Consider the following 19,932-nt stretch of genomic DNA (forward strand, 5'->3'; position numbering starts at 1 on the left):
CGCCTGGTTCAACCATCACCGACTACTCGCACCGATCGGCTACATCCCGCCGGCAGAAGCTGAGGCAAACTACTACCGGCAACTCGCCAATCAGGCTGCTGTGACCGCCTGACTTAAACCAAACAGCCTCCACAAAACTCGGGGCGATTCACGGCACCGCAAATGTCGGCGCCGTCTATGTCGTGTAGCGTCCGGGCGAGAGGATATTGGCGGGATCCAGATGCCGTTTGAGATCCGCCACGAACCTCGCGGACTCCCCGCCTTTGCCAAGCAACCACGGCAGCGAATCGATCCCCACGCGATAGGGCGTATAGCCGCGCAGCCGCCCTTCTTCTAGTAGGGCGGCAAGGCACTGCTTGGCGTTCTCGGCCGCACGCGGGTCGGCACGGTCAAACAGGATCGGGACCGTACTGTCGAAGATGCTGTCCGAGATGGTTGTCAAGGTCACCAGTGGTTCGATGCCGAACTCTCGCATCCGCTTGACCACCCAGATCGTGTAGTCATTGACCAAGGATGCGTTCATCGGAACCAGGGGCGCGTACCAGAGCAAGCCGCAACCGTCCTTTGCCGGATTGAGCGGTGCATTGCCATCGTCACGCTTGCCGCTCAGCCAGTAAGCAAGCGGAAGCGCTGTCTCATTCGGGATTCCCTGAATCAGGTCCAGTGACTTCGCCAACGTCGCGAGACTCGCTTCGGCGCGATTGGCAATGAAAGCAGGCGCCAAGGCGACGCCTTTTCGCAGGATTTGGATTCTGTCCTGCGTCAGAAACACAAGCCGCGTCGCAACCCCTGCGAGCGCGCGACGCACTTCTTTCTTGACTGCCGGCAGCAACGCCGCGGACGAGTAAAGCGTGCCAAACCCTGTCCACGGCATGATCATGTTCTGGCGCGCGAGCTCTGCGGCAAGGCTTTCAGGCATGATCGGCGCACCGGACAAGCGCTCGCGCGGGTACGGAATAGTCATGGAAAGCATGCGTTGGTGGTTCATCAAATTCACACCACCAACAAGCCCGCCGCAAGCCTGAAGCACCGCCCTTACACGCTCGACAATGCGAGGCAAATCTTCCTGCCGCTTGAGCGAGAACAGGAACACAGCCGTTCGCTCAGGCTTTGGCGCAAGCGTGATCGTTGCGCTTGTGACAATCCCGAACGGACTTTGTGTGAACAAGCCGATCCAGCTCGGGCCGATGCCGTTCCGGAAGATCCGGTCGAGCGTCGGTACGCCGAGGCTCCCGAAGGGCGCACGAAGCCATTCCCCGTTTGGCAGCACAACCTCAAGATTGGACAAGGCGGTGAAGTGGTCGGCGTAGGGCGTGATGCCGTAACCTCGTTCGAGCGCATTAGAGAGCAGACTGACATCGGGGCCAGCGCCGGTCGTCGGCACGATGTAGCGGGATCCCTTGTCCGCCAAGAACTGGCAAAGCTGTCTTTGCGTGACACCCGGTTCAAGCGTGACGGTGCCGAATTCGGGATCGTAGTCGAGGATGCGATTGAGCCCGCCGAGGTCAAGAATGACCGCGCCTGTCCGTGCGGGAAGCGAGCTTCCATACCCCCAGTTACGGCCGGTACTGATCGGGTACAGGGGGACACCGGTGCGTCGAGCGACTTCTAGAATCGCAGGGAGCTTCTCCTTGTCGCCGTGCTGGAGTCGAATGGCACCAAGCACGACCCGCTCGGCCGCGCCGCAGTCGACACCGTAGGCGGCCGTCGCTTCAGCACCGCCCATGACCTCACCACCGAGCATTGCCGACCAGGCCGACAATGCAGCGTTCACCTTCTCGATGTCGATCACGGCACAGCCCTCCATGCAAGCTTCTGACTTGTCAGACGATAGTTGATCACAAGCATGACGGCCAACACATATCGATCGAAGTCCGGCCTGTTTTCACGAAGCCCGCAAGCGTGATGGCGCTAGAATTGAAAGAGCGATTTCGCCCGGAGATACCGCAATGTCCGCAGAACTGGTTCCAGGCAACCTTGGCGACAGCTTCAGCAAGTATTTCGAGGTGGTGCCTGCGCTGGATGAAGCCGTAAAGCGCGAAGCATTCTTTGTCCGGCATGAGGTCTATTGCAAGGATCTGCACTTTGAGGCCGAACGCGACACCCGGCAGGAAACCGACCCGTACGATGCGCAGTCGATGCACTGTGTTCTGCGGACACGGGGCGAGAACGCCCGCCCGGTGGGGTGTGTACGCCTGATTCGTACCAACCCGGAGAATCCGGCAGCGCCACTTCCATTTGAGAAACACTGCAAGGACACCCTGGATCGCACGATCATCGATCCGGCGACGCTTCCACGCGCCTCGGTCGCAGAGGTATCACGGCTGGCGGTGATTTCCGACTTCCGCCGCCGGAAAGACGAACAGGACAAACCGGTGTCGATCAGCGACGACGATTTCCGTTCAAACGGGCCCGCGTCCCGGTTCCCGTTCATCCCGGTCAGCCTGTACCTGGCGTGCGTTGCGATCTCTTTGCGCGAGAACCTGAATCACGTGTTCGTGCTGACCGAGCCGCGCCTGGCAATGCACTTTGCCCGGATCGGTTTTGATATTCGCCAAGTCGGTGGCGGTATCGAACACCGTGGCCTTAGGGTGCCGTCATACCTGCGGCCTGACAAGATCGCGCAAGAAATGAAACCCATGATGCGGCCGCTCTACGACGTTGTCAGAACGTCGATTGACCGGGCATTCGAGGCTACGGCGAAGCGCTAGGCATGGCGGGGTCAGGTTTGGGCGTCACCGGGTGACGCGCCCGCCAGGCGCGCGCAAGCATGTGAGCACTGACCGGGGCGGTGACAAAAACGAACCCCAGCGGGATCAGGTAGCGCAAGCTGCTACCGCCTTCAACGAAGTAGAAGCGCAAGGCCAGCGCAGCAAGGGCACAGCCTGCACCCAGTGTTGCGGCTTTTGTCGGCGCATGCAGACGGGTCATGAAGTCGGGCAGGCGCAGCATGCCCCAGGTGCCAATCAAGGCGGCAAGGGCCCCGACGATCAGCAGCACCGCGACGCAGATATCAGCCCACATCGGCATTGCTGCCCCCTTTCACACGCAAGAGGTAAAGCGCCGCCGCGACGGTGCCGACGAATCCGAGCATTGCAATCGCGAGCACACCTTCAAAGTTGAAGGGGTGGCCTAAGGCAATGCTCAGGGCCGCGATCAGTGCGAGCGCCACTACGTACAGCGTATCGAGGGCGAGCACCCGGTCTTCCGCCGAGGGCCCGCGAAGCAGGCGCACACCGCACAGCAGGAGCGCGAGCAGGTAGGCGAGTATGGCGAATGGCAAGACGGTTTCCGTCATGCGTACAACTCCAGCAGCAAGGATTCGTAGCGCGTTTTGATTTCTGCGGCAACGGCGGCAGGCTCAGCCGTATCGAGCACATGGACGAGCAAGCTGGCGTGTTCTGCGTCGTACTCGACTGACAAGGTACCGGGGGTGAGCGTAACAATGGCCGCCAGCATGACGACCCGAATGTCGTCAGGCAATTCAAGCGGCACAGACACCCAGGCAGGCCGCGTGCGACTTGGGCGAGTCATCACTAACCAGGCGACCGACAGGTTTGAAGCAACGATGTCGATCAGGACGCGAGCGCCCAAGCGAATCAGGACCCAAGGGCGAATGCGCTTTGAAGGCAAACCGGGCACCAGCCAGGCCACGACGCCCCACGCCACGATGACACCCAGCAAGGCACTCCCGACCGAGGCTTGCCCGTGCAACAGCAGCCACGCCACCCAGAGCGTAAGAAACCATCCCCAGCGCAGGCCACTGCGGCTCATGGCACGCTCCGCATCGGGGCCTGCCCGAGCACTGCTTGAATGTAGGCATCCGGAGTTGCCATTTGCGTCACCGCCTCAGAAACATAGCGTTGCGCAGGCCCGGCGCACACGCTAAGCAGCAGTGCGCCACCACACAGCCAGGCAAGCGCCAGTTGTTCTGAAAGGCTTGCTTTGCCACCGCGATTGCTGACCCGCAGCCCCACTCGCGCCAGGCCAACCACCGACAGCAAGCCACCCAACAGGATAACGAGGGCCATCCAGGCAAGCACCGGTGAAGCCAGCACACCGTCCAGGGCCTGCAGCTTCGCAATGAACGTGGCGAAAGGCGGCAGGCCGGCCACGCCCGCCGCCGCCGCGAGTAACCACAGCCTGGATGCGCCCAGGCAATTGCGCCGCTGAAGATCAGCTACCAGGAACAACGCACTCGCGCACACCGCACTGGCCGGCAGGTAGAGCAGCCCGGCCGCCGCAGCCTGTGGCGAAGCGCTCGCAAAAACCAGCATCAGAAAGCCGCTCGACGACAGCACGCTCCAGGTTGCGACTTGCGTGAGCGATAGACTCGCAAGCGCCCCGAAACCAGCCAGCAGAAGTGTCCCGGCACCACAGGCCAGCACGATGCCGGCAAGCGGCCAGTCACCCAACGCACCGCCCCAAAGGGTCATCAGGCGCAGCAGGCCGTAGGCGCCCAATTTTGTCAGCAAGGTGAAGGCGGCGGCCGAAACGGGGGCGATACGGCCATAGGTTTGCGGCAACCATGCCGACAACGGCAAGGCAGCGGCCTTAAGGAGAAAAACCACCGACAACAAGCCCACCCCTGCCACTGCAAGCGGGCGGTCGGCCGCCGGCAACTGCGGCAGCCGCACCGCCAGATCGGCGAAAGACAGAGTCCCGGACACGCCGTACAAAACGCCTGCCGCAATCAGGAACAAGGCCGAGCCAGCCAGATTGATGGCGACGTAACGCAAGGATGCGCCCACAGCCCCGCCGCTGGCGCCCTGCAGGGCGAGGCCATACGACCCGACGAGCATAACCTCGAAAAACACGAACAAGTTGAAAACGTCTGCCGTAAGAAACGCGCCATTCACGCCCATCCACAGTACGTGGAACAAGGGGTGGAAGAACGCCCCTTCGTCTTGCGCGCCACCAATCGAGAAGACCAGCACCCCAAACAGCACCCAGGCCGTGGCCAGCAGCGCCCAGGCACTCACGTGGTCCGCCATCAGCGCAATGCCGAAGGGCGCCTGCCAGTTGCCCAGCAGATAGACGGTCTGGACTCCGCCCGCGGCCTGCAACACCAAGGCCATCGATGCGGCCAGTACCGCCAGGGCCCCGAGAAGGCTGATCGGGCGCGATGCGCGCGGCCATGCCAGCGCCAGCGTTGCCGTCAGCAAGGGCAGGAGGATCGGCAATACGGCAAGATGCACTTGCAGCACACTGCCCACCGTCATTGCTCCGCCCCGGCGTCGTCACCGTCAGCTTGTTTGCGACGGAGCGCAAGCGCCACCATCAGGCCGGTCATCGCAAAACCGATCACGATGGCGGTCAGAACCAGCGCCTGCGGCAAGGGGTCGACATAATCGGCCGGCGAGAGCGCACCGCCATGCGCCGGCACGATGGGCGCCTTGTCCGGCGCGGGCCGCCCCATGGCGAAGAGAAACAGGTTCACACCGTATGAGAGCAGCGTGATTCCAACGATCACGTCAAACAGGCGGCCCCGCATCAGGCAGTAGAGCGCACAGGCAACCAGAATCGCGATCTGCGAAGCGAGCATCAGCTCAAGCGTCATTTCTTGCCCTCCTCACGCCCAAAGGCAAAGGCCAGAATCAGCATGACCGTGGCGCCGACCACCACGGCCAGTACCCCCAGATCAAACAGTGCCGCACTCGCAAGCGGAATCTCCCCCAGCACCGGCAGCACCGGATGCCCGAAGGCGCTGGTCAGGAAGGGATAGCCCAGCGCGAGGCTCGCCGCACCGGTCAGCAAGGCCAGTCCGAGGCCTGCAGCAAGCCAGCGCACCGGCCGCGCATGGGGCGAACGCCAAGAACCCAGGGCCAGCGCCTCAAGCACGAGGCCAATCGCGAGCAGCAAGCCGGCAACGAATCCGCCGCCCGGAAGGTTGTGCCCGCGCAGATACAGATGAACCGCCACCAGCGCCGCAAAGGGCATCACGATCTTCACCGCCGTTGGCAGCATGAACGAGCCTTGGAAGCGCCCCAGCACGCCGGCCCGCTCGCGCGCGAGAAACGCCCACACGATCAATGCCGCCGCCGCCAGCACGGTGATTTCGCCCAAGGTATCGAACCCGCGGAAGTCGACAATGATCACGTTGACCGCGTTGGTGCCACCGGCGCCGCTGACCGCGTTGGCAAGCTGGTAGTCAGAGATCGCGGGAGGCTTGCGCAGCATCGCTTCCCACGCCAGCCATCCGGTTCCGCCGCCGCCAGCCACGGCTATCGCGGCATAGCGCAAACGCTTACCCAGACTGCGTACTGGCGGCGCCTCAACCGGCAGGCGTTGCAGTGCAAGCAGCAGCAAGAGCACGGTCGCCACTTCCACGAACAACTGGGTCAAGGAAAGGTCTGGCGCCGACAGCCCCGCAAAGGCCAGCGCCACGGCAAGCCCGACCGCGCCGAGAAAGAGCAACACCGTCACCGGCTGGTTACGCGCGCTGGTGGCCGCAATCGCGAATACGGCGCCGACCACCCAGACGATGATCCCGCCCTGCGGGATCGCCGCGGTCAGTTCGGGCAGGTGAGCCTCGAATCCGCCCCCCAACAAGGGCCAGCCCGCAGCCAACACGGCGGCAAGGGCAAGCACCGCCATCTGCAAGCGCATCCGGTCGCCGCGTAACTGCCGCACCAGTACGACACCGCTGCGCGCCAGCGTGAGCAAGAGGCGTTCAAACTGACGATATCCCCAAGGATCGGGCAACGGCCGCTGATGCAAGGCACGCTTGCGCATCAGCACTGCATAGATCCCCACCCCGCTCACCAAAGCAAGCGCACTCATTGCAAGCGGCCCATTGAAGCCATGCCACAGCGCCAGGGAATAGCTCGGCAGCGAGCCGCCCAGCGCTGCATGCGCCGCAGCCGCGAGTGGCGCGCCAATGATCGGTGTGGGAATCAGGCCGACCAGAAGGCACAACAGCACCAACACGGCAACTGGCGCCGCCATCCACAACGGCGGCTCATGTGGCGTTCGCGGCAGATTGATCGGCGCGCCGTTGAAAAAAACGTCATGCACGAAGCGCGCCGAGTAGGCAACCCCGGCCGCGCCCGCCAGCAAGGCGGCAAGCGGCGCGAGCAGCGCAATCGGATCATGGCCCTCAAGCGCCAGCGCCTCACCAAAGAACATTTCCTTGGACAAGAACCCGTTGAGCAGCGGCACCCCCGCCATCGCTGCGGCCGCAACAATGGCGAGCGAACCGGTCAAGGGCATGTAGCGCCACATGCCGTTCACATTGCGCAGATCACGCGTGCCGCATTCATGATCGACAATGCCCGCGGCCATGAACAGGCTGGCCTTGAAGGTGGCGTGGTTGATCACATGGAAGACCGCCGCCACGATTGCCGTCGGGGTCGAGAAACCGATCAAGAGCGTAATCAGCCCCAGGTGGCTCACCGTCGAATACGCCAGCAAGCCTTTCAGATCATGCTGGAACACCGCCGCCACGCCCCCCAACAGCAGGGTAATCGCCCCCGCTGTGCTGACCGCGAAGAACCAGGCATCCGTGCCACCCAGAACCGGATAGAAGCGCAAGAGCAGAAAGATGCCCGCTTTGACCAGGGTGGCCGAATGCAGGTAGGCCGAAACCGGTGTGGGGGCCGCCATGGCCCGCGCCAGCCAGAACTGGAACGGGAACTGGGCTGACTTTGAAAACACCGCAAGCAGGAAGCAGGTGAGAATCCATGGATAGCGCGGGTCGGCACGCACGACATCGCCGGCCGCCAGCACGGTGGCCAGATCAAAGCTGCCTGCGGCGCGCCCCAGCATGACCACCGCAGCCATCAACGCAAGGCCCCCCATGCCGGTCACCGCCAGCGCCGCGCGCGCCCCGCGTACCGCACCACGATCAGGGGCGTTGAAGGCGATCAGCAGGAATGAGGCAAGACTGGTCAGCTCCCAGAACATGGCCAGCAACACCAGATCCCCCGCAAGCACCACGCCGAGCATCGCCCCCATGAAGGCGCACAGCAGCGCGAAGAAGCGTGGCAAGCGTTCGTCGCCGTCCATGTAGTAGCGGGCGTAGAGGATGACCAGCGCGCCGATCCCGCTCACCAGCGTGGCAAAGAGCCAGGCAAGCGCATCAATCCGCAGCGTGGCCGAGACCCCCAACGCAGGCAGCCACGCCACCGAGCTCTGCAGCGTTTGCCCTGCCCAGACGGCTTGCGCCATCTGCCCCAGCAAGCCGAGCACCACCAGCGCACATGCACCCGCAAGCGCAAATGCCGCCGTCGCGCTTCGCAATCGAGCGAGCAGCAGCGCAGCGCACCAGGGCAACAAGCAGATCGTCAGAAGCGTCATGGATCCGGGTTCGGTTTGGCGGCGGGCCCTCGAAGCCCGCAGGCACCGCCCATCTTAACTGCCTTGAAGGATTCCTGACACCGCAGGCGCCGTTTGGGTTCCGGATGAATGGGAAAATATGCCAATGCAATTTGCTTGCTTTTACTGAATTTGTGATGTTTACTGATGGCACCATAAAGACATCTTCACTGAAGGATGTCACCCGATGCCCTGTCAGCACACACGGGTCTGGCTCTTCGAGCCCGGCTGCGCGACGTGAGTGCAGATAACAGAACAGGGCCGGCAATATCGTTTGGAGCGTTCCATGATGTTGCAACTGCGTTCACGCGCGACGCCTGCTGCCGTCCACCGGCAGCCGCCGCAAGTTCGTCCCGAATTGCATCGCACTGCAGCCACGCTGCAGCCGCCGCACGCCCTGTCCGGGCCGCAAGGCAAAGCTCCCTAGAACTCAAGTTACTACCGGCTCGCAGCGGCTGAATCACTTTGCCGCTGAGTCCAAACACGAGGCTGCGCCCATGTCGCGCGGCCCGGGCAAACCGGCTTGCATGAGCCAGGGCTCAAACAGAAGGGCCCGGCCCGCAAAGCCAGATGACAGCAACCAAAGGAGATTTACATGCAACAGCAACACCGCGTACTGGGTATCGTCCTCGCCGTCGCCAGTGCGTTTGCAGCACCCTCCCTCCAGGCCGCCACCGAACAAGACAAGGCCAGTAGCGCAATCCTGTTCCAGTCCTTCCACTGGAACTCGGCAACCAGCGGCTTCTATGCCGACATTCAAGCCAAGGCAGCCGACCTCAAAACGCTTGGCGTAACTCACGTCTGGTTCCCGCCCCCATCGGATGCCGCGTCGACGCAGGGCTACCTGCCCCGCCAACTCAACAAGCTCGACTCAAACTACGGCACGGAGGCTGCGCTTAAGGCCGCAACCTCGGCACTCGCTGGCCAAGGCATCAAGAGTGTCGCGGATGTAGTGGTTAACCACCGTGTGGGCAGCACCGGCTGGGGTGACTTCACCAACCCGACCTGGGACTGCCGCGCGGTCGTGAGCGGTGACGAGTGGACCGGCAAGTGCGGCAACGCCGATACCGGCGGCAGCTACGACGCGGCCCGCGACATTGACCACACGCAAACCTTCGTTCAGAACGACATCAAGACCTGGATGTCGAGCCGCCTCAAGGGAGCTGGCTTCACCGGTGTGCGTTTTGACTACTCGAAGGGCTATGGTGCCACCTACGCGGGCATGTACCAGGACGCGATGGCGGCCGACTTCTGCGTGGGCGAAGTGTGGACCGACCTGAACTACGCCGACGTCGACGCTCACCGCAAGCTTTTGATGAACTTTGTCGACGGTTCCGCTGGCAAGTGCGGCGCCTTCGACTTCACCACCAAGGGCCTGCTCAACCAGGCACTGGCCGCGAACGAGTACTGGCGCCTGAAGGACGGCGCAGGCAAGCCGGCCGGCGGCATCGGCTGGTGGGCACAGAAGATGGTGACCTTCGTCGACAACCACGACACCGGCCCGTCCGAATCGTGCTCGGTAGGCCAGAACCACTGGCCGGTGCCGTGCGACAAGGTGATGCAGGGCTACGCCTACGTGCTGACCCACCCGGGCGTGCCGTCGGTCTACTACGCCCACGTGTACAACTGGGGCCTGAAGAACGACATCAAGGCGCTGATCGATGCGCGTAAAGCCGCAGGGGTGACCTCCACCTCTGCCGTGGCGATCCAGCAGGCGGCCTCTGGCCTGTACGCGGCAATCATCACCGGCACAAACTACCAGTTGGCGATGAAGATCGGTCCGAACAGCTGGGCACCGTCGGGCACCTGGACTCAAGTGGCATCGGGCGCGAATTACGCAGTCTGGAAGTCAGGCGGCGGCGACACCCAGGCTCCGACCGTTCCGGCCAATCTCGCCAAGGGCACCGTGACAGCAACCAGCGTTCCGCTGACCTGGGCAGCGTCGACCGACAACGTCGGCGTAACGGGCTATCGGATCGCACGTAACGGCGCCACGCTGACTACCACCACCGGCACCAGCTACACCGATAACTCAGTGGTTGCCAACACCACGTACAGCTATCAGGTTCAGGCCTACGACGCGGCGGGTAACACCTCCGCCTACAGCACCCCTGCGCTGTCGGTCACCACGCCCAACGGTGGCACCGGCTGCACCTCGGTGGCCGTGACCTTCAGCATCGCCAATGCCAACACCACCATCGGCCAGAACCTCTATGTCGTGGGCAACCAGACCGCACTCGGCAACTGGTCGCCGGCATCGTCGTTCGCTTTGACGATCCAGGGTACCGGTGCCAATGCCACCTGGGCGGGCACGGTGAACCTGCCCGCTGGCGCGGCGACGCAATACAAGTATGTGAAGTACAACCCGAGCACCGGCGCAACGGTCTGGGAAAGCAGCCAGACCACCGCCAGCGGCAACCGCGAGTTCACGACGACGACTACGGCGCCGTGCACCGCAACGCGTGCTGACGGCAGCTTCAAGTTCTAAGCATGTAGCACTGCAGTAAGGCCGGGCGGCTTCATGCGGAGCCGCCCCGCCCCGCTATTTCCCGATGTCCCCCCACTCTGGAGTTATCCATGCAATTGCCTCACAAACTTGCGCTGACGGCGCTCGCCGTCAGTAGCGCACTCGCCTGCATCACCCCCGTTCAGGCAGCAACCGAACAAGACAAAGCCAGTTCCGCCGTTCTGTTCCAGGGCTTTCACTGGAATTCGGCCAACGGCAGCTGGTATGCCGATCTGCAATCGAAGGCAGCCGACCTGAAGACGCTGGGCGTCACGCACGTCTGGTTCCCGCCGCCATCGGATTCCCGCCCTTACGCCAAGCAAGGCTACATGCCGAGTCAGCTCAACAAGCTCGATTCCTACTACGGCAGTGAAGCCGCACTGAAGGCCGCTACCTCGGCCCTCGCGGCGCAAGGCATCAAGAGCGTGGCTGACATCGTCATCAACCATCGCGATGGCACCAACGATTGGGGCGACTTCACCAACCCGACCTGGGATTGCCGTGCCGTCGTCAGCAACGACGAATGGGCCGGTAAGTGCGGCAACGCCGACACCGGTGCCAGCTACGGCTCCGCGCGTGACCTCGATCACACGCAAGCCTTCGTGCAGAACGACATCAAGACCTGGCTAACGACCCGCATCAAGGCGGCCGGCTTCAGCGGCATCCGCTACGACTACTCGAAGGGCTACAGCCCTTACTACGCCGGCATGTATCAGGACGCCATGGCGGCCGACTTCTGCGTTGGCGAAGTGTGGACCGACCTGAACTACGCCGACGTTGACGCCCACCGCAAGCTGCTGATGAACTTTGTCGATGGCGCGAGCGGCAAGTGCGGTGCGTTCGACTTCACCACCAAGGGCCTGCTCAACCAGGCGCTGGCCGCGAACGAGTACTGGCGACTGAAGGATGCTTCGGGCAAGCCGGCCGGCGGCATCGGCTGGTGGGCACAGAAGATGGTGACCTTCGTCGACAACCACGATACCGGCCCGTCGGAATCCTGCTCGGTCGGCCAGAACCACTGGCCGGTGCCGTGCGACAAGGTGATGCAGGGCTACGCCTACGTGCTGACCCACCCGGGCGTGCCGTCGGTCTACTACGCTCACGTGTACAACTGGGGCCTGAAGAACGACATCAAGGCACTGCTTGACGCCCGCAAGGCAGCCGGCGTGACCTCGACTTCCGCCGTGGCGATCCAGCAGGCGGCCTCTGGCCTGTACGCGGCAATCATTACCGGCACGAACTACAAGCTGGCGATGAAGATTGGCCCGAATGCATGGAGCCCCTCGGGCGCCTGGACGCAAGTGGCCTCGGGCGCGAACTATTCGGTCTGGAAGGAAGGCACGGGCCCCGATCCGGAAGCCCCGACAACACCGACCAACCTGCGCGTCACCGGCGTAACGGCCAGCAGCGTCTCGCTGGCGTGGTCAGCATCAACCGATAACGTGGGCGTGGCAGGCTACCGCGTGTCACGCAATGGCGCGCTGCTGGGTTCGACGACCGGTACGGCTTACACCGACAATGGCCTGGCCGCCAGCACGTCCTACAGCTACTCGGTACAAGCCTATGACCTTGCCGGCAACACTTCCGGCTGGGTGACTCCGCCGATTGTCGCAACAACGTCGGGTGGCAATACTTGCACATCCGTCGCGGTGACCTTCAGCATCGCCAACGCCAATACCACCTTCGGCCAGAACCTCTACGTCGTCGGCAACCAGACCCCGCTGGGCAGCTGGTCGCCCGCTTCGTCGAAGGCACTGACGATTCAGGGCACCGGCGCCAACGCCACGTGGACCGGTACGGTTGACCTGCCGGCCGGCGCAGCAACGCAGTACAAGTATGTGAAGTACAACCCGAGCACCGGCGCAACGGTTTGGGAAGGCAACCAGAGCACCGCCAGCGGCAACCGCGAGTTCACGACGACCACCACGTCGCCCTGTACCGCAACACGCGCTGACGGCAGCTTCAAGTTCTAAACCCTCCGCAAGACCACGCATGGCGGCGTCCCACACGCTGCCATGCGTGCCATCCCTCACGGCAAGGCCTCGACGGCGACGATTGATTCGCAGCAGCAGACCGCCACAGCGCCCAGCCCGACGAACCGACACGCACCACGAGGAAACTCCCGTGATCAAACCGATTGCAGCACTGCTGTTGTTGGGCGCGGCAAGCGCGCCAATGACCGCCAACGCAGACTGGTTCTTCCGCGGCACGCCCAACGCCTGGGCGGCCACCGCGATGACCGCCAAGGGCGGCAACGCGTTCCAGACCTGTCAGACCTTTACCAGCGGCGACGCCAACGGCGGCCCGCGCTTCAAGATCGACCGCTTCGGCAACTGGACGGAAGCCTATCCTGGCACCGACTACGGCGTCAGCGCCAATACCAGCTACCAGATCGACTTCGATAGCGTCAGCCACGCCATCACGGTCACCAAAGTCGCCAGTTGCGGCGCCGACATCATCCCCCCCACCAAGCCCGGCACACCGGTCAGTGGCACCGTCACGGCGACCAGCGTTGCGCTCACCTGGACGGCCTCCACCGACAACGTCGGCGTGGTCGGCTACAAGGTTTTCCGCAACGGCGCAGAAATCGGCACCGCCAGCAGCGCCGCCTACACCGACACCACTGTCAGTGCCTCGACAAGCTACAGCTACACGGTGCAAGCCTACGACGCGGTTGGCGCGCTATCGCCGCTGAGCGGCGCGCTTTCGGTGATCACCCCGGCCGCCGCACCACAGTGGTACTTCCGCGGCACGGCCAACGCCTGGGGCAAGACGCAGATGACAGCAATGGGCGGCACCCGTTACCAGACCTGTCAGTACTTCGCTGGCGGCGATGCAGGCGGCGGCGCGCGCTTCAAGATCGACCGCTATGGCGACTGGACACAGGCCTTCCCCGCCACCGACTACACCGTGGCCAGCCCGAAGAGTTATGTGATCGATTTCTACAGCGACACCAAGGCAATCAGCGCCACGCCGGTGAGCAGTTGCGGCACCCTGCCCCCGTCCGAATCCACGACTCTGGGCGCCGAATGGTCGGCCAGCAAGACGGTGTTTTCAATCTGGTCGCCCGACAAGACCGACGTCAAGCTGGTCCTTGATGGCGTCACCTACCCGATGAGCCGCGTGGCCGACTTCAACGGCTACACCGACGTGTATCAGAAGTCGGTGGCCAGTGATCAGCGCCTGAAGAAATACTCCTTCATGATCAACGGCGTATCGGTGCGCGACCCCTACGGCAAGATGGCCGAGCCGAACACCAACAACAACATCGTGATGGATCTGAGCCGCAGCGCCCTGCCGGCCGGCTGGGCACCACGCCCGCCGCTGGCCGCGCGGGAGGACGCGGTGATCTACGAGATGCATGTACGCGACTTCACGATCGCCGCCAACTCAGGCGTTTCGGTTGAAAAGCGCGGCAAGTTCCTCGGCATGGTGCAAGGCGGCACCACGCTGGCGGGCGCCAAGACCGGCATCGACCACCTCAAGGAACTGGGCGTCACCCACATCCAGTTGCTGCCGGTGTATGACTTTGGCTCCTGCCCGATCGTCACCGACACGAGCTGCTACAACTGGGGCTACGACCCGCGCAACTTCAACGTGCCCGAAGAGCGTTACTCCCTGACGCCTTTCGACTACGAAAACCGGGTGCGCGAATTCCGCCAGACGGTGGATGAATTCCACAAGGCGGGCATCCGCGTCGTGATGGACGTGGTCTACAACCACAGCTTCGCGAAGGAGATGTTCGAACCGATCACCAGCAAGTACTACACGCCGACCGATCTTTCCGGCACCGGCAACTCGATCGACGCCGACCAGCCAATGGTCAGCCGCATGATCCAGGACTCGCTGGAATACTGGGCGCGCGAATACAACCTGGACGGCTTCCGCTTCGACCTGATCGGCATCTTCAGCTACGCCGAAGTCGAAAAGTGGGCCAACAACCTCAACGCCAAGTTCGCCGACCGCAACCTGCTGATCTACGGCGAGCCGTGGAACGGTTTTGCCTCCGATCCGAAAGACGCACAGCGCGTGCGCCTGGGCACGGTGGGGCGGATCTGGAACAGCCATGTCGGCGTGTTCAACCCCAAGTTCCGTGATGCGATCAAGGGTGCCAACGACAGCGGCGCCTGCGGCGCGGGCGACTGCTACGCCTTCAACACCAACCCGGATACCTGGCGGATCGAAGTCGGTGGCCGCGGCGCGATCCGCGCCAGCAAGAACGCCGGCACCGTGATTGACACCTGGGACCCGATGTTCGCGATGGACCCGGAGCAGACGATCAACTACGTCTCGGCGCACGACAACCTTGCGCTGCGCGACAAGATCCTGCTCTGGGCCGACGCCAACGGGGTGGCACGCAGTTCGCCCTACCTGCGCCGGGTGCAGCAGTTTGCCAACGGCATCGTGCTGAGCAGCCAGGGCATCCCCTTCCTGCACGGGGGCGAAGAGATCCTGCGCGACAAGCAAGGCGACCACAACAGCTACAAGTCGCCTGACAGCATCAACCAGATCAACTGGCAGTGGAAGGTCGACAACGCCGACATCTTCAAGTACTACAAGCAGATGATCAGCGTGCGCAAGGCCACCAAGGCACTGCGCCTGACCACCTGGGACGAGATCGCCAGCTGCGTCGCGACCAGTCGCCCGCGTTACGGCGTGGTGGTGCACAAGATCAGCGGTTGCGGTGTCACCGATACAGTGGTGATCCACAACGCGGCGGACAACTACGCCTACGCACTGCCAGCCGGCAACTGGACCGTGCAGGCAGAGAAGTCTGATGGTTCGCTCGCCCCGCGTACCGTCAGCGGCACGATCACCGCCGAGGGCACCGCAGTGACTGTGCTCACCAAGCAGTAAGCTCACCGCACGCTTCAAACGAAACGGCCGGGCAGTTACCCGGCCGTTTTGCATTCAAGGTGCCCTTCAGTCGAGCCCGAGCGCCGCGCGGATCTGGTAGAGCGCGGTCGGGTCTTCGATCGTCGTCAAGTCCCCCGGATCGCGCCCTTCGGCCAGCGCCTGGATCGAGCGCCGCAGCATCTTGCCCGAACGCGTCTTCGGCAAGCCGGTGACGAAGTGCACCCGGCCCGGCCGCGCAATCGCGCCAAGCTGCTGATCCACCGTCTTCATCACCTCGGCTTCGAGCGCCGCGCGTTTCTCTTCGGTGTCGTTGCGGGTCGGATCCTTGAGCACCGCGAAGGCCACCGGCAACTGGCCCTTGAGCTGATCGTTCACCCCCACCACCGCAACCTCGGCGATAGCGCTGTGCGCCTGGATCGCTTCTTCGATCTCGCGCGTGCCAAGCCGGTGGCCCGCCACGTTGATCACATCATCGGTGCGGCCAAGGATGAAGTAGTAGCCGTCTTCGTCGCGGATGCCCCAGTCGAAGCTGGAGTAGACCTGGGGCTCCTTGAACAGCGTGAAGTAGGTGCTGACGAAACGCTTGTCGTCGCCCCAAACGGTCGACAGGCAACCCGGCGGCAGCGGCGGCATCACGCCGACCACGCCCTTCTCGTTGGTGCCCGCCTCAGAGCCGTCTTCGCGGAAGATGCGCAGATCGAAGCCATACACCGGGAAGCTGGGCGAGCCGAACTTGATCGGCGTCTGCTCGACGCCCGGCATTGCCGAGAGCATCGGCCAGCCGGTCTCCGTCTGCCAGTAGTGGTCGATCACCGGGCGCTTGAGTTCGCCCATGATCCATTCGTGCGTTGACTGGTCGAGCGGCTCGCCCGCCAGGTAGAGGCTGCGCAGGCTGCTCAGGTCGTACTTGTGGATCAGCTCGGTCGGGTGCTTCTTGAGCACACGGATCGCGGTCGGCGCCGAGAACATCACGCTGACCTTGTACTTCTCGACAATGCTCCACCACACCCCGGCATCGGGCTTGATCGGCGTGCCTTCGAACATGATCGTGGCCATGCCGGCGATCAGCGGGCCGTAGACGATGTAGGAATGCCCCACCACCCAGCCGATGTCGGAGGTGGAGAACATCGTTTCGCCTGCGTTGCCGCAGTAGATGTGCTTCATCGACGCAGCCAGTGCCACGCCGTAGCCACCGGTATCGCGCTGCACGCCCTTGGGCTTGCCGGTGGTGCCCGAGGTGTAAAGGATGTACGAAGGCTCCGACGATTCGAGCCATTCGCAGGGCAGCTCGGCGTTCAGGTGATGCGCGCGCAACGTGGCGTAGTCCAGATCGCGCCCTTCAACACGCGGGAAGCCGACATCGATGCCGCGATCGACGATCAGCACCTTCTCGGGCGGGTTCGCGGCCAGACGGCAAGCCTCGTCCACCAGGTGCTTGTACGGGACAGCCTTGCCTCCGCGCATGCCGGCATCGGCCGTCACCATCACCTTGGGCCGCGCATCGTCGATACGGGTGGCGAGGCTGCCCGCCGCAAAGCCGCCGAACACCACCGAGTGGATCGCGCCGATTCGCGCGCAGGCCAGCATTGCGAAGGCCGACTCGGCAATCATCGGCATGTAGATCAGTACCCGGTCGCCACGCCCCACCCCGAGCCCCCGCAGGATCGCCGCCATGCGCTCCACTTCGCGCTTGAGTTCGGCGAAGCTGTAGGTGCGTTCCTGGTTGGTTTCGGTCGAGATGTAGACCAGCGCCGGCGCGTCCGGCCGCTGGGCGGCATGTCGGTCCACCGCGTTGTGGCACAGGTTGGTGCGCCCGCCGACAAACCACTTGGCGAACGGCGGCTTGGAAAAGTCGCAGATCGTCTGCGGCGGTGTCTGCCAGTCGAGCAGCTCCGCCTGCTCAGCCCAGAATGCATCGCGCTGTTCGATCGAACGCCGATGGAATGCTTTGCTGCTTGTCATGCTCTCCCCCCGAAGACCAAAACAAATCCCCTCACAAGGGAGGGGATTTTCGGTGGGGCGCCTTACACCGCACTGACGTGCGGCCGGCTGATCAGTGGTGCGGGCGGATCGGTGCGCCGATCTCGGTACGCTCGATGTTGATCAGGTTGGCACGCTCGGCCAGCAGGGCCAAGGGCATGCCGACGCGGAACTCGGCGTCGATGAATTCGAGCAGCGGCATCATCGTGCTGACCAGCTCGCGCACGCGGCGGCGCACTTCGTCGGTCTGGCCGGTGCGCAGTTGCGTCAGCGCGTGATCCACGCTGACCGCCAGGCGGCTGAAGCGGCCGACGTTCTCGGGCGTGACTTCGCCCGAATCGGACACCACGGTATTGCCGCCCATCAGCTTGCCGTCCTGAACCCGCTGCACGGCCAGCGCGATCAGGCTTTCAAGCGTCATGTGCGAATCACCGCCCGCACTGGCCAGACCGATCGTGAGGCTGATGCGGATGCGCTCTTCCTTGTAGGTCATCACGATCGTTTCAATCGCGCGGCGCAAGCGCAGTGCGAAGGCACCGCAGGCATCTAGATCAGCAGACGGCGAGATCACCGCGAACTGGCCTTCGGCCAGATGTGCGACGGTGTCTTCCTTGCGCACCTTGGCCGAGAGCAGCTTGGACATCTTGCGGTGAATCAGTTGCGCCACATGGTGCCCGTAGCGCGCCGACAGATCGTTGTAGTGGTCGATCTCGATCGCCATCACGGCGACGTCGCCGTGGTAGTTGCGCACCAGTTGCTCGCGGCTCTTTTCCAGATCGCGGCGGGTTTGCGCCAGTTTTACCAACGCTTCAAGGCGGGCGAGCAGTTCAACCGTCGGCGTGCCCTTGCTGATGAAGTCGGTCGCGCCCGCATCCTTCGCGCGCACGCGGGCTTCCTCTTCGTCTTCACCCGAAATGATGATGACCGGCAGTTCCGCGATGCGCGCCAGCCGCGAGGTGCGGATGCGTTCGAGCAGGCCGTAACCATCGAGCCGCGGCATGCCGATGTCGGAAATCACCACTTCGATCGTCGGATCGAGCAGCAGCGTTTGCCAGCCGGCTTCGCCGTCGGCCTCTTCGCGCACTTCGAAGTTCGCGCGCACCTGCTTGATCAGCGAGGCTCGCACCATGCGCGAATCATCGACAATCAACACTCGGGGCAGTTGTGTGGCGTGTTGCTCGGGGGCTTGGTTCATGTCGGGGGTGAATCCGGAAAAGTCAGGAATCGATTCGGACAACAACGCGGCCATGCGCCTTGCCCGCGATGAAATGCTCAAATTCGGCCGGCAAGGTCTCAAAAGCCACTTCCCGCGTCAAGGCGTCCAGGTGGCGGGGCCGCAGGTCGCTCGCCAGTCGCGCCCACACGCGCTCACGGATCGCCGCCGGTGCGTATCCGGAATCAATACCCAGCAGACTTGCACCGCGCAGGATGAAAGGCATGACCGTCGTGTTCAGATCCGTACTGGCCGCCAGGCCGATGCTGGCGATCGTACCCCAGGGTTTCATGCCGCTGATGATCCACGCGAGCACGTCGCCACCCAGGTTGTCTACGGCACCAGCCCAGACACCTTTATCCAGCGGCTTGATATTTGCCAGATCGAGTTCGCTGCGCAGGATCACCCGCGAAGCGCCAATCGACTTGAGCCAGTCCGCCTGCTCAGGCTTGCCGGTCAGCGCCACCACCTCGTAGCCACGCCCGGCCAGCATGTCGATCGCCAGACTGCCTACGCCGCCGGTGGCGCCGGTCACGATCACCGCGCCGTTTTCAGGCTTGAGGCCGTTCTCTTCCATGCGCTGCACACCCAACGCAGCGGTAAAACCAGCAGTCCCCAGTGCCATGGCCTGGCGCATCTCCATGCCATCGGGCAAAGGCAGAACCCAGCCACCGGGCACCAGCGCGTATTCGGCATAGCCGCCATGGTGCGCAACCCCAAGGTCGTAGCTGGTCGCAATGACCTGATCGCCAGGCTTGAAGCGCGGGGCCGCGCTGCGCTCAACGACGCCAGCGAGATCGATCCCGCCAATGCAGGGGTAACGGCGGATGATGCGGCCCTTGCCTGTTGCGGCGAGGGCATCTTTGTAGTTGATGCTTGAGTAGGCGACACGGATCAGCACGTCACCCTTGTCGAGGCGGTCTTCGCTCAGGGTCTGGAAGCCCGCCGTGACCTTGCGCTCAGCATCCTGCTCGATCAGAAACGCCTTGAACGACTTCATCCCCGCCCCCTGAGGCCACGAAGTTCGTGACTTATTTGACATTAACGAACGATTATACGC

At 63.4% G+C, this 19,932-nt stretch carries 14 protein-coding genes; 4 read left to right on the plus strand and 10 right to left on the minus strand.

Features of this window, described 5'->3' with window-relative positions; translation table 11 throughout:
* Positions 1 to 175: 175 nt before the first annotated feature.
* Complete coding sequence (locus OPU71_RS17770) at positions 176 to 1,792, minus strand: FAD-binding oxidoreductase (RefSeq protein ID WP_267729405.1); 1,617 nt, start codon at positions 1,790 to 1,792, stop codon at positions 176 to 178.
* Between the two features lie 157 nt (positions 1,793 to 1,949).
* On the opposite strand from OPU71_RS17770, the gene OPU71_RS17775 reads away from it, so the two are divergent.
* Positions 1,950 to 2,711, plus strand: a complete 762-nt coding sequence (locus OPU71_RS17775) for a PEP-CTERM/exosortase system-associated acyltransferase (RefSeq protein WP_267729406.1) — start codon at positions 1,950 to 1,952, stop codon at positions 2,709 to 2,711.
* On the opposite strand, the gene mnhG is transcribed toward OPU71_RS17775, so the two are convergent.
* The 6 genes from mnhG to OPU71_RS17805 are packed head-to-tail and all read right to left on the minus strand — an operon-like array spanning position 2,695 to position 8,298.
* Positions 2,695 to 3,030, minus strand: a complete 336-nt coding sequence (gene mnhG / locus OPU71_RS17780) for a monovalent cation/H(+) antiporter subunit G (protein WP_267729407.1) — start codon at positions 3,028 to 3,030, stop codon at positions 2,695 to 2,697. The genes OPU71_RS17775 and mnhG overlap by 17 nt on opposite strands.
* On the minus strand, positions 3,014 to 3,298 hold the full coding sequence (locus tag OPU71_RS17785) for a monovalent cation/H+ antiporter complex subunit F (protein ID WP_267729408.1): 285 nt from the start codon (positions 3,296 to 3,298) through the stop codon (positions 3,014 to 3,016). Before OPU71_RS17785 ends, mnhG begins: the two co-directional genes overlap by 17 nt.
* Positions 3,295 to 3,774: a Na+/H+ antiporter subunit E gene (locus OPU71_RS17790; RefSeq protein WP_267729409.1), complete on the minus strand. Its 480-nt coding sequence runs from the start codon at positions 3,772 to 3,774 to the stop codon at positions 3,295 to 3,297. Before OPU71_RS17790 ends, OPU71_RS17785 begins: the two co-directional genes overlap by 4 nt.
* The gene (locus OPU71_RS17795) at positions 3,771 to 5,222 is read right to left on the minus strand and encodes a proton-conducting transporter membrane subunit (RefSeq protein WP_267729410.1); all 1,452 of its coding nucleotides are present in this window, start codon (positions 5,220 to 5,222) and stop codon (positions 3,771 to 3,773) included. Before OPU71_RS17795 ends, OPU71_RS17790 begins: the two co-directional genes overlap by 4 nt.
* On the minus strand, positions 5,219 to 5,560 hold the full coding sequence (locus OPU71_RS17800) for a Na+/H+ antiporter subunit C (protein WP_267729411.1): 342 nt from the start codon (positions 5,558 to 5,560) through the stop codon (positions 5,219 to 5,221). The genes OPU71_RS17795 and OPU71_RS17800 overlap by 4 nt, the downstream gene beginning before the upstream one ends.
* A complete protein-coding gene (locus tag OPU71_RS17805) occupies positions 5,557 to 8,298 on the minus strand; it encodes a monovalent cation/H+ antiporter subunit A (RefSeq protein WP_267729412.1) in 2,742 nt (913 codons plus the stop codon). The genes OPU71_RS17800 and OPU71_RS17805 overlap by 4 nt, the downstream gene beginning before the upstream one ends.
* A 613-nt stretch (positions 8,299 to 8,911) precedes the next feature.
* Between OPU71_RS17805 and OPU71_RS17810 the strand changes: the two genes are divergently transcribed.
* The 3 genes from OPU71_RS17810 to OPU71_RS17820 all read left to right on the plus strand — a co-directional run bounded on the left by OPU71_RS17810 (position 8,912) and on the right by OPU71_RS17820 (position 15,679).
* Entirely contained in the window at positions 8,912 to 10,804 is a 1,893-nt protein-coding gene (locus OPU71_RS17810; protein WP_267729413.1) for a glucan 1,4-alpha-maltotetraohydrolase domain-containing protein, read from the plus strand.
* An 89-nt stretch (positions 10,805 to 10,893) separates the two neighbouring features.
* On the plus strand, positions 10,894 to 12,795 hold the full coding sequence (locus tag OPU71_RS17815; RefSeq protein ID WP_267729414.1) for a glucan 1,4-alpha-maltotetraohydrolase domain-containing protein: 1,902 nt from the start codon (positions 10,894 to 10,896) through the stop codon (positions 12,793 to 12,795).
* Between the two features lie 151 nt (positions 12,796 to 12,946).
* Positions 12,947 to 15,679 carry an alpha-amylase family glycosyl hydrolase gene (locus OPU71_RS17820; protein ID WP_267729415.1) on the plus strand — a complete coding sequence of 911 codons (2,733 nt, stop codon included), beginning with the start codon at positions 12,947 to 12,949 and terminating at the stop codon, positions 15,677 to 15,679.
* Between the two features lie 66 nt (positions 15,680 to 15,745).
* Here OPU71_RS17820 and OPU71_RS17825 read toward each other — a convergent pair whose 3' ends face one another.
* The 3 genes from OPU71_RS17825 to OPU71_RS17835 all read right to left on the minus strand — a co-directional run bounded on the left by OPU71_RS17825 (position 15,746) and on the right by OPU71_RS17835 (position 19,872).
* Positions 15,746 to 17,641, minus strand: coding sequence for a propionate--CoA ligase (locus OPU71_RS17825; protein ID WP_267729416.1), 1,896 nt, complete (start codon positions 17,639 to 17,641; stop codon positions 15,746 to 15,748).
* A 91-nt stretch (positions 17,642 to 17,732) separates the two neighbouring features.
* Positions 17,733 to 18,854 (minus strand): response regulator, encoded by a 1,122-nt coding sequence (locus OPU71_RS17830; protein WP_267729417.1) that lies wholly within the window; start codon positions 18,852 to 18,854, stop codon positions 17,733 to 17,735.
* 22 nt (positions 18,855 to 18,876) lie between these two features.
* Complete coding sequence (locus OPU71_RS17835; RefSeq protein WP_267729418.1) at positions 18,877 to 19,872, minus strand: oxidoreductase; 996 nt, start codon at positions 19,870 to 19,872, stop codon at positions 18,877 to 18,879.
* Positions 19,873 to 19,932 lie beyond the last annotated feature (60 nt).

Origin of the sequence: Niveibacterium sp. 24ML, from assembly GCF_026586805.1 — a bacterium.
Classification (GTDB): Bacteria; Pseudomonadota; Gammaproteobacteria; order Burkholderiales; family Rhodocyclaceae; genus Niveibacterium.

Bases quoted from the DNA above. Each gene is read 5' to 3' on its own strand.
- OPU71_RS17775 (WP_267729406.1), top strand. From the start codon at position 1,950: ATGTCCGCAGAACTGGTTCCAGGCAACCTTGGCGACAGCTTCAGCAAG.
- mnhG (WP_267729407.1), bottom strand. From the start codon at position 3,030: ATGCCGATGTGGGCTGATATCTGCGTCGCGGTGCTGCTGATCGTCGGG.
- OPU71_RS17785 (WP_267729408.1), bottom strand. From the start codon at position 3,298: ATGACGGAAACCGTCTTGCCATTCGCCATACTCGCCTACCTGCTCGCG.
- OPU71_RS17790 (WP_267729409.1), bottom strand. From the start codon at position 3,774: ATGAGCCGCAGTGGCCTGCGCTGGGGATGGTTTCTTACGCTCTGGGTG.
- OPU71_RS17795 (WP_267729410.1), bottom strand. From the start codon at position 5,222: ATGACGGTGGGCAGTGTGCTGCAAGTGCATCTTGCCGTATTGCCGATC.
- OPU71_RS17800 (WP_267729411.1), bottom strand. From the start codon at position 5,560: ATGACGCTTGAGCTGATGCTCGCTTCGCAGATCGCGATTCTGGTTGCC.
- OPU71_RS17805 (WP_267729412.1), bottom strand. From the start codon at position 8,298: ATGACGCTTCTGACGATCTGCTTGTTGCCCTGGTGCGCTGCGCTGCTG.
- OPU71_RS17810 (WP_267729413.1), top strand. From the start codon at position 8,912: ATGCAACAGCAACACCGCGTACTGGGTATCGTCCTCGCCGTCGCCAGT.
- OPU71_RS17815 (WP_267729414.1), top strand. From the start codon at position 10,894: ATGCAATTGCCTCACAAACTTGCGCTGACGGCGCTCGCCGTCAGTAGC.
- OPU71_RS17825 (WP_267729416.1), bottom strand. From the start codon at position 17,641: ATGACAAGCAGCAAAGCATTCCATCGGCGTTCGATCGAACAGCGCGAT.
- OPU71_RS17830 (WP_267729417.1), bottom strand. From the start codon at position 18,854: ATGAACCAAGCCCCCGAGCAACACGCCACACAACTGCCCCGAGTGTTG.
- OPU71_RS17835 (WP_267729418.1), bottom strand. From the start codon at position 19,872: ATGAAGTCGTTCAAGGCGTTTCTGATCGAGCAGGATGCTGAGCGCAAG.